Here is a 6,308-nt window from a genome sequence, read left to right on the forward strand (position 1 = left end):
CTATGAAAAAAAATATATTTCTATTGGTGGGCTTGTGGCTATTAGTAGCAACAATGACCTTCGGGCAAAAGAAAACGCATTCGACACGCACGCGGATTTATACTCCTGCCGAAGAGATGGCAGGGTTTAAAGTGCCGCCGGGCTTTGTGGTCGAGCTGGTGGCCAGCGAAAAAGACGGGATCATCAACCCCATCGACCTGACCTTCGACGACGCCGGTCGCCTATGGACCCAAACGGCATCTATGTATCCCCTCGACCCCGTCACCGACATCAAATGGAATGAGCTGCAAAAGCTGATGGACGACCCTGAGGCCCAGCGAAGAAATCCTGAGTTTAAAAGAATACTTGACCTATATAGCGGAAAGACCAAGGGGGCCGACAAGATTTTGGTCCTCTCCGGGTTATACGCTAACGACAAGCCGATGGTGAAGGTATGGGCCGACGGTCTCACCATTCCCATGAGTATCTTGCCCTATAAAAATGGGGCCTACGTTGCCCAGGGCTCCGAGTTGTTTTTTTTGGATGACCCAAATGCCGATGGCCTAGCCGACGAACGTAAGCCTCTATTGACGGGCTTTGGAATCACCGATACCCATACCATGACCCACGTGCTTACAAGGGCACCGGGTGGGTGGATTAACTTTAGTCATGGAGCACTCAATAAGGGGAAGGTTACCTCGCTGGTTAGCGATGCCCAGCTATCGATCGATTACAGTAAGATTGGGCGCTTCTCCTTGGATGGTCGTAAGATGGAGCTACTTAATGCGGGCCTTAACAATATTTGGGGTTACCAGCTTCGTGGCAATGGGCAATGGTATGGCTGCGAAGCCAACGACCTGGGCTATTCCATAGTACCTATGGAAGCCGGCGCTGCCTACCCGGGGATAGGTACCGACAGGCTCAGGAGCTATCAGCCATTTATGCCCCAGCTGCATCGCTTTCGGGTAGGGGGGACGGGTATTTCAGGCCTGGCCTTTGCCGACGATGCTTCCGGGAGTTTTCCGGCCGAGTGGAAAGACGTGGCCTTGCTGGCCAATCCGATTACCAGTACCATCAATGCCATTAGAATCAGCAGACTTTCCGATGGACGTGTTGAGGCGACTCATCTGCCCGATTTTTTAACCTCGGAAGACGACTGGTTCCGCCCCGTTAATATGGAATTTGGGCCGGATGGCTGTCTGTATATCGCCGATTGGTACAACAAAATCGTCTCACATAATGAGCTGCCCACCACCCATCCCGACCGGGACAAGGGTCATGGACGTATCTGGCGTATCCGGCATGAAAGCCAGGACCGCCGTGCCATTCCCGACCTTACGTTGGCAGCCTCCCATGCGCTCATCGATCACCTGAAGTCCCCTTCCTTATGGGAAAAGCGTGCCGCCTGGCATCAGATTGCCGATAGGCCCGCCACGGAAACGAAGGCCTTGGTGCCGGCTCTTGCAAAACTTATACTAGACCCGTCCGAAACAGAGGACACCCGCATCCACGCCCTTTGGGCCCTGGAAAGCCTAGGGACTGGCGACTTGGCGCTGCTCGACCGACTCATGAAGGGGACTTCGGACGATCTTCGCCGAGAGGCCATGCGTGCTCTGGTGCACTTTGAAGGCAGCAGTTCTGAGAAGTCCAGCCTGCTCATGACCTACGCCGAAGATCCCAATCCTATGATACGCTCACAGATACTACGCAGTGCCGGGGAGCTGGATAGGGCCGCCCTGGACAGGGCTGACCCTGCCTTATTAGCCCTGCTGATAGGAGCTTGTAAGCCCGAACTGCCAGGCAATGAAATGGGAGGTAGCTACGAGCGACGGTTGGAGCGTTATTTGGCAAGAAAAGCACTGGAAAAAAATTCCGAGGCCTTAGAGGCCTTTGTACTTCAGGAGTTACCTGCCCACATACCTGCCGTAAATATGCTCTGGGCCATTCAAGCCCTGCCCCAGGAAGCCAAAGAAAAGGCCTTTCAGAAATATTGGCCCATGGCTAAGCTCAGCTCTTTCGACGAGTCGACCTTCGTGGCGGTAGCCGGGATGCTGGCCAATACGGGTGTTTACGATTTGGCGCAAGGAGTGATATCTCAGGAAGATAATCAATCTCAATATTTACAATTTGCCATTCAAAATCAGGCTCAGGTGCAAAGTGAGCCCCTGAAAATGATTTTGGCCGGGCCGGTTCAGCGTCTGCTGAAAAGCAATTTGGAGGCGGAACGGCAGTTGGCCTTGGAAGTCATGGGGCGTTATCAACTCAAACTTCCAGTGGAGGCTATAGGCAGTATATTGGCCAAGGATGTTTCCGAAAAGACCCTCGGGCTAGCCCTGAAGGCCCTGGAGGTCGATCCTGCTGCAAGTAGATCCATTTTAGTAGGATTGATAAAAAATGATAAAATAGGCGTGGACCTTAAGCGACAGGTCATTGGCAACTTGCTCAAGTCCGATGCTGCAGAAGCCCAGAGACTCGTACTGTCCTGGCTCCCGACCTTATCTGATATAGAGAAAAAAGAATTGGTAACCGACCTTTCTCGCTCCGTGGAAGGGGGCACTATGCTAAAAACACTTTATGGGAGTAAGAAATTGAGCTCCAAATCCTTTGACCTATCGGCGGCAGAGCGTATTCTGGAAGCTAAAAAATCCGATCCCAAGGCCCAGCAACTCCTTAAGGAGGTGAAGGCCGCAGAGGTAGCCGACAAACAGCAATTTCAGAGAAAACTGGACCATTATATGACCTTGGCAGCCAAGAAGTCGGGATCTCCTAAAGAAGGAAAGGTCCTATTTCAAACCTGCCTGCTCTGCCACCAGGTGGGCAGTGAAGGCCAGAAGATAGCCCCGGCTCTGGATGGTTCGGCCTCTCGGGAAATGGAGGCGCTCCTAACGGCCATTCTCGATCCCGATGCTGCGGTAGAGTCCAACTATGCCGTTTATCGCATTAGCAAAAAAGACGGGAGCACCGTAGAAGGGTATCTGGTCAACAAAGACGAACGAGGGGCGACCATCGCCTTTATGGGTGGTACAACGGTATTTGTCCCCACAGCCAGTATCGCTAAACAAGGTTTTATGGCCGGTCGGTCGTTTATGGTAAAAGGGCTGATGGACCATTATAGCGATCAACAAGTGGCCGATTTGCTTTCTTTTATCAATACCTTGAAATGATTCTTAAACCTAACGATTCGATGCTATGATCCGACATTTTGGTGTTTTTAAGTTTAAAAAAGAGGTTAGTCCCCAACAGGTCGAGGAGTGCTTTGTAGCCCTGAAAGGGATGGTAGGGCAGATAGATGGATTGCTATCCTGCGAGCATGGCCCTTATAATGGCAATGAGGGATTGAATGGGGAGTTTACCCATGGCTTTTTAATGACCTTCGATAATGCCGACTCTCGGGATGCTTACTTACCCCATCCCATCCATGAGGGGGTGAAGGCATTGGTGGTGCCTCGCCTGGAAGAATGTATCGTCTTCGATATCGAAGTGTAAGGAGCCCTTGAATACCGGCTCCAGAATTTTAAAAAAGAAAGAACCTATGAACGATAAAAAGATATTGGTATTGGGCTGCTTCGATACCAAAGGGGTAGTGTTTGAGTTTCTGCTGGACCGTTTACGGGAATTGGGGCAGGAGGTGATCACCCTCAATACCGGTGTGATGGATGCGGATTATAATTTCCATGTCGACTTTACCTCCGAAGCCGTGGCCCTGGCTGCTGGTGATGAGCTTGAAAGCCTGCGCCAGCTCGGAGATAGAGGGAAGGCCATTGGGGTTATGGGCAAAGGGGCGGCCAAATTGGTAACCCAGCTGGTGGCGGAGAATAGGATCAAAGGAGCCATCGGCATGGGTGGGGGCGGGGGGACTTATATGGCCCTAGCGGCTATGCAGGGCATCCCGCTGGGCATCCCTAAGCTATGCCTTACCACCCTGGCTACCAAAGATCTCTCCCGGCAGATTGGCGACAAAGACATCACCCTCATGCCGTCGGTGGTCGATATTGCAGGCTTAAATCCGATCATCAAGGCCTTTGTAGGCCAGGCCGCCGCTGCCATTACGGGTATGGCTCAGGCCATGGTATATCCCATTCCTATGTTGAAGAGCATCGCCATCAGCATGTTTGGCAATACTACCAAATGTGTGGATCGCTGCACCGAATTGCTCAACGAGGCGGGCTATGAGGTCTATGCCTTTCATGCTACCGGTGTGGGCGGGAAGACCATGGAGTCGCTGATCAGGGAAGGGTGTTTCGAAGCCGTGTTGGACGTGACCACCACCGAGCTCGCCGATAACCTCTGCGGAGGAATATGCAGTGCCGGCCCCGACCGCCTTTTGGCAGCCGTTGAGATGGGCCTGCCGCAGGTGGTGGTTCCGGGCTGTCTGGATATGGTCAATTTTGGGCATCTGGACACCGTTCCCCTGCATTATCGACAGCGTCAACTCTACAGCTGGGCACCCGACGTGACGCTCATGCGGACCAATGAGGAAGAAAATCGTATGCTGGGCAAGGAGATTGTTAGTAAATTGGCGACTAGTAAGGCACCCACCCAGATCGCCTTGCCGTTGCGAGGCCTGTCTCAAATGGACGATCGGGAGGGTCTTTTTCATCACCCTGCCGCTAATCGGTCCTTATTCGACAGCATTAGAGAAGGGGCTACTGCCAAGCTCGAGGTAGTAGAAGTCGATGCCCATATCAACGATGCCAGGTTTGCCGAGCATATCGTAGCGCAGCTCTTGAGTATGATAGAAAAGAATCGACAAGGTCAAAATTGACCGGTACTAATAGTTGAAATCATTTTTAAAGACAAAATAGAATAGTTATGCCAAATCCATGGACGGGAAAAGGGAACCCCTACACCCGGGAAGAAGTAAGGGAACGACTACGCAATACCGTCAACCAAAAAAAGGCCATTATAGCCGCTGGGGCGGGCACGGGCATTAGCGCCAAATTTATAGAAAAAGGGGGAGCCGATCTGATCATCATCTACAATTCTGGTCGTTTCCGTATGTCGGGACACGGCTCTACGGCCGGCCTAATGGCCTATGGCGACGCCAATGCGGTGGCCATGGAAATAGGAGAATTTGAAGTGCTTCCCGTAGTGGAAGAAGTGCCCGTCATCTGTGGGGTTCACGGCTCCGACCCGCGTCGGCGCATGTGGCATCACCTTTTAAAAGTGAAGGAAATGGGTTTTTCCGGGATCAATAATTTCCCTACCCACTCCATCGTCGATGGGCATTTTAGAGCCGTATTGGAGGAAACCGGTATGGGTTTCCAGAAAGAAGTGGAGATGGTAGCCATAGCCAGTAAGATGGATCTGTTTTCTATCGTATATGTGGCCACGGCCGAGGAGGCACGGCAGATGGCCGAGGCCGGTGCCGATGCCATCATAGCACATGTGGGCACCACCGTGGGAGGATCTATTGGGGTGGTCAATGCCTCCTGCACCATGGACGATGCCATAGCGCGAACCCAGCAGATCATGGACGTAGCACAGGGAGTCAATCCTGATATCTTCTTTTTGGCCCATGGAGGACCGGTGAATACCCCGGAGGATGTAGCCGAAATCCTGTCCAAAACCAGCGTTCATGGCTTTGTGGGGGCCTCTTCTCTGGAGCGTATGGGCGTGGAGCAATCCCTTACCGACCTCACCAAGCGCTTTAAGGAGCTGACCTTGAAATAAAGAAGCAATAGACTTTGTAAGACTAGTTCATATTGCTGAAGGCTATTGGCAGTCAGACTTTTCCTGAAAACGATTTTCTAGCTAATGGATCCTTACCGATATTGAAAAGCTCATACAATAGCATTCGTGATACGGTCTAATAAACAGAAACATATTTCGGCCGGTCGGGAGTATTCCCGATCGGCCGTTTTAATAGGTGGTAGTTGTCGTCGCTTCTTTTATAGGCTTTCATTAGAGGGATTCTTTAGTGATGGGAATATAGTTTTTCCCGGTAAGAAGAATATGAGTTGCTGCTTAAAAAAATATGCGCTTCATATTGGGATAAAGTGATTGCTTTAGAATCAAATAAATAGAATTGCCAAGGAATAACGGCTTGCACTACTTGCATGATTACATTATACATTTATAATATGTGACCGATATTTTGCGCCGTAAAATAGTCCTTTGCAGGGATCAATAGTACTGCCTGTCAGGCTATTGTTATATTCATAAAAAAAATTCAAATTGCAACAATCCTTTAACTTACCAACAGTTCCTTACTATGGAAAATACAATAAAAGTTGAGGCATCCGGCAACAGGAGAGATTGGCTGAAAAAAACATCTTTAATAGGATCGGCATTGCTTACCAGCTCCCTGACCCATGCGGCTGAGCCGC

The 6,308-nt window shown here is 50.9% G+C and carries 4 protein-coding genes; all 4 read left to right on the plus strand.

Annotated features, from left to right (window positions below; genetic code table 11):
* The first annotated feature begins 2 nt into the window (after positions 1-2).
* The 4 genes from CLV98_RS20835 to CLV98_RS20850 are packed head-to-tail and all read left to right on the plus strand — an operon-like array spanning position 3 to position 5,652.
* Positions 3-3,143, plus strand: a complete 3,141-nt coding sequence (locus tag CLV98_RS20835) for a PVC-type heme-binding CxxCH protein (RefSeq protein WP_109677644.1) — start codon at positions 3-5, stop codon at positions 3,141-3,143.
* Between the two features lie 25 nt (positions 3,144-3,168).
* On the plus strand, positions 3,169-3,465 hold the full coding sequence (locus tag CLV98_RS20840) for a Dabb family protein (protein WP_109677646.1): 297 nt from the start codon (positions 3,169-3,171) through the stop codon (positions 3,463-3,465).
* Positions 3,466-3,511: 46 nt separating this feature from the next.
* Positions 3,512-4,744, plus strand: coding sequence for a Tm-1-like ATP-binding domain-containing protein (locus CLV98_RS20845; protein WP_109677648.1), 1,233 nt, complete (start codon positions 3,512-3,514; stop codon positions 4,742-4,744).
* A gap of 47 nt (positions 4,745-4,791) precedes the next feature.
* A complete protein-coding gene (locus tag CLV98_RS20850) occupies positions 4,792-5,652 on the plus strand; it encodes a phosphoenolpyruvate hydrolase family protein (RefSeq protein ID WP_109677650.1) in 861 nt (286 codons plus the stop codon).
* Positions 5,653-6,308: the final 656 nt, after the last annotated feature.

Source organism: Dyadobacter jejuensis, from assembly GCF_003149085.1.
GTDB lineage: Bacteria > Bacteroidota > Bacteroidia > Cytophagales > Spirosomataceae > Dyadobacter > Dyadobacter jejuensis.

Coding starts and splice junctions, on each gene's coding strand:
- CLV98_RS20835 (WP_109677644.1), top strand. CDS start 3: ATGAAAAAAAATATATTTCTATTGGTGGGCTTGTGGCTATTAGTAGCA.
- CLV98_RS20840 (WP_109677646.1), top strand. CDS start 3,169: ATGATCCGACATTTTGGTGTTTTTAAGTTTAAAAAAGAGGTTAGTCCC.
- CLV98_RS20845 (WP_109677648.1), top strand. CDS start 3,512: ATGAACGATAAAAAGATATTGGTATTGGGCTGCTTCGATACCAAAGGG.
- CLV98_RS20850 (WP_109677650.1), top strand. CDS start 4,792: ATGCCAAATCCATGGACGGGAAAAGGGAACCCCTACACCCGGGAAGAA.